Below are 2,846 nucleotides of genomic sequence, written 5' to 3' on the forward strand. Positions count from 1 at the left end.
GCGGACCTCTCCCACCCACCGCCCGGCGGCTCCCGCTGCCCGCGCAGGGCCTCGGCTGCATGCGGATGACCGGTGAACCGGACTCCACCGGGGACCTCTCCGGCCGGGAGGTGATCCACCGCGCCCTGGATCTCGGGGTGACGATGCTCGACACCGCCGAGCTGTACGGCAACGGCCGCAACGAGGAGTTGGTCGGTCGGGCCCTGCGCGGCCGGCCGGGCCGTTCCCGCCGGGGGGAGGCGCTGCTGTGCACGAAGGTCGGCGCGCTGATCGGCCCGAACGACTCCCTGGTGCTGCGCGGCGACCCCGACCACATCCGGGCGGCCTGCCGGAACAGCCTGAGCCGACTGGACACCGACGTGATCGACCTGTGGTACCTGCACCGGCGGGACCCGAAGGTGCCGATCGAGGAGTCGGTGGGGGCGATGGCGGAGGAGGTGGCCGCCGGGCGGGTCCGCGCGATCGGCCTGTCGGCGGTCACCGCCGCCGAGTTGCGGGCCGCGCACGGCGTCCACCCGATCACGGCCCTGCAGTCCTCCTGGTCGCTGACCGACCGGACGATCGAGGATCCCACCGGGACGGAGGGGGACGGGACGCACTCGGTGACGACGGTCTGCGCGGAACTGGGCGTCGCCGTGGTCCCCTACGCCCCGCAGGGCGCCGGACTGCTCGCCGGCGCGGCGCCCGGCGCCCGGCCCGACGGACGCGGGCCGTCCGGCGACTCCGAGGAACTCCGCGCCCTGCGCGGGGTGGTGGACGACGTGGCGCGGCGACACGGGGTGCTGCCGGGACAGATCGCCCTGGCCTGGTCGGCCTCCCGCGCCGACGAACTCGGCGTGCCGGTGGTGCCCATCCCCGGCACCACCCGGCTCGCCCACCTGGAGGAGAACGCCGCCGCCCGGGACATCGTGCTCTCCCCGGACGACCTCGCCGCCCTGGACACCGCCTCGGCCGCGCTGTGGCGCCGGGACCGCTCCGGCTGAGCGGGCGGTCCGCCGGGCCGGCCCCGATCCGGCCGCCCGGTCAGCCGCGCAGCGCCCGGTGGACGGCCCCCGCCACGGCCGTGCCCAGCCCCACCGGCACGGCGTTGCCGATCTGCCGGGCGATGGAGGTGCGCGAACCGCACCAGCGGAAGTCGTCCGGGAACCCCTGGATGAGCGCCGCCTCCAGGTGGGTGATCGGCCGGTTCTCGGTGGGGTGCAGGTAGCGGCCCTTCTCCGGCTTGTAGAACTCGGTGCGGATGGTCACCGAGGGCCGGTCGGCGTACAGCCGGCCCATCACGTCCCCCGAGCCGCTGCGGTGGTTGTCCCAACTGGGCGTGGACAGGTACGTCGCCGGGCCCGGGATGTTCTCCCACCCCGGTTCGTGCGAGAGCCGGATCCGTCCGGCGCGGTCGGTCTTGGCGTACACGCCGGTGAGGTGTTTGCGGTTGCCGCCGGGCGGGATCGCGGCGTAGCGGGCCAGGGAGAGCGGCTCGGGGTTGCGTCGCAGGTGCAGGGCGGTGGTCGGCCACCAGCCGTCGGGGCTCGGCGGCAGGTCGTCGCGCAGCGGGATCGCGGCGCTGCGCTCGAAGATCGGCGCGACGGTCCGCCACGGCGGCAGGTCGCAGCGGCGGCCGGGCCGGACCCGGGTGGGCTCGGGGTAGCGCAGCGTTTCCCGGCCCGGCACATCCTTGCGGACCCCGATCACGATGGCCCGCCGCCGGGTCTGCGGCACGCCGTAATCGGCGGCGTTGAGCAGATAACGGCGCCGGCGTTCGGCGGGGGTGTCGCTCTCCTCGGCGCCCGGCGGATCCACCAGCCGGTAGTCCGCCAACTCTCCACCGGGGCGGGTCTCGACCTCCAGATCGTGGAACTCGGGGGAGGTCAGGAAGCGGTCCACGTTCTCGATGACGAAGACCTTGGGGCGGATCACGTCGCTGACGATCCGCACGTAGTGCCGCCACAGCTTGTTGCGCGGGTCGTCCGGGTCGCGCTTGCCCAGACCGGAGAAGCCCTGGCAGGGCGGTCCGCCGAGCACCACCTCCGCGGCGGCCTCCTCGCCGGTGGGCTGCCAGTGCTCGATGTCGCCGGTGTGCACATGGCCGGTGCCGTTCCCGCCGTCCTCCGGGTGGAAGTTGGCGGTGTAGGTGGCGGCGGCGTCCGGGTCGCGTTCGATCGCCAGCACCGAGCGGAATACCGGCCCGGCGGACTCCGGGCGACCGGCGGGACGGAAGGCGGTGAAGCCCCGGGTGAACCCGCCGCAGCCGGCGAAGAGATCGACGAGGGCCACGGGCTCGTCCGCGGTCGGGCCCGTGGCGGCGCCGGGCGCGGGAGCGGGTTCGGCGACGGTCATGGCGGGGAGTCTAGCCGGCGCCCGGTCCCGCCACGGCCGGCCGCCGCGGGGCCGGGGCACGCACCGCCCGGCTCACTCCTCCTCCTCACGGCAGGCGCGGACGACGGCCGCGACGCTCGCCGCGACCTCCTCCGCTCCCTCGTGCTCCCAGAAGCGCAGCACCGTCCAGCCCGCCTCGGTGAGCACCCGTCCGGTCTCCAGGTCGCGGGCCCTGTTGCCGTCCAGCTTGCGCCGCCACCACTCGCTGTTGGCCTTCGGACTGGTGGCGTGCTCGGGGCAGCCGTGCCAGAAGCAGCCGTCGAGGAAGACCGCGACCCGGACGCCGGGGAAGGAGATGTCGATCTTGCGGCGGGGCAGGCCGGGCACGGGTCGGTGCAGGCGGTAGCGGTACCCCGCCCCGTACAACAGGCGGCGCACGGCGACCTCCTGGGCGGTGTCGCGCACGGCCTGGCGGCTCATCCGCGCCGAGACCCCCGGGGAGGAGGGCACCGGCCGCGCGGGCGGGGCGGGCG

3 protein-coding genes are annotated in these 2,846 nt (G+C 75.4%); 1 reads left to right on the forward strand and 2 read right to left on the reverse strand.

Annotation, left to right across the window (positions count from 1 at the left end):
* Positions 1–983 (forward strand): aldo/keto reductase (locus FNQ90_RS18500; protein ID WP_323380054.1); only part of this gene is annotated, 983 nt, incomplete at its 5' end.
* Positions 984–1,023: 40 nt separating this feature from the next.
* Here FNQ90_RS18500 and FNQ90_RS18505 read toward each other — a convergent pair.
* On the reverse strand, positions 1,024–2,334 hold the full coding sequence (locus tag FNQ90_RS18505; protein ID WP_182607400.1) for a DNA cytosine methyltransferase: 1,311 nt from the start codon (positions 2,332–2,334) through the stop codon (positions 1,024–1,026).
* 72 nt (positions 2,335–2,406) lie between these two features.
* Entirely contained in the window at positions 2,407–2,823 is a 417-nt protein-coding gene (locus FNQ90_RS18510) for a very short patch repair endonuclease (RefSeq protein WP_323380055.1), read from the reverse strand.
* Between the last annotated feature and the right edge of the window lie 23 nt (positions 2,824–2,846).

It is taken from the genome of Streptomyces alkaliphilus, assembly GCF_014141535.1.
Taxonomy (GTDB): domain Bacteria; phylum Actinomycetota; class Actinomycetes; order Streptomycetales; family Streptomycetaceae; genus Streptomyces; species Streptomyces alkaliphilus.

Coding starts and splice junctions, on each gene's coding strand:
- FNQ90_RS18505 (WP_182607400.1), bottom strand. CDS start 2,334: ATGACCGTCGCCGAACCCGCTCCCGCGCCCGGCGCCGCCACGGGCCCG.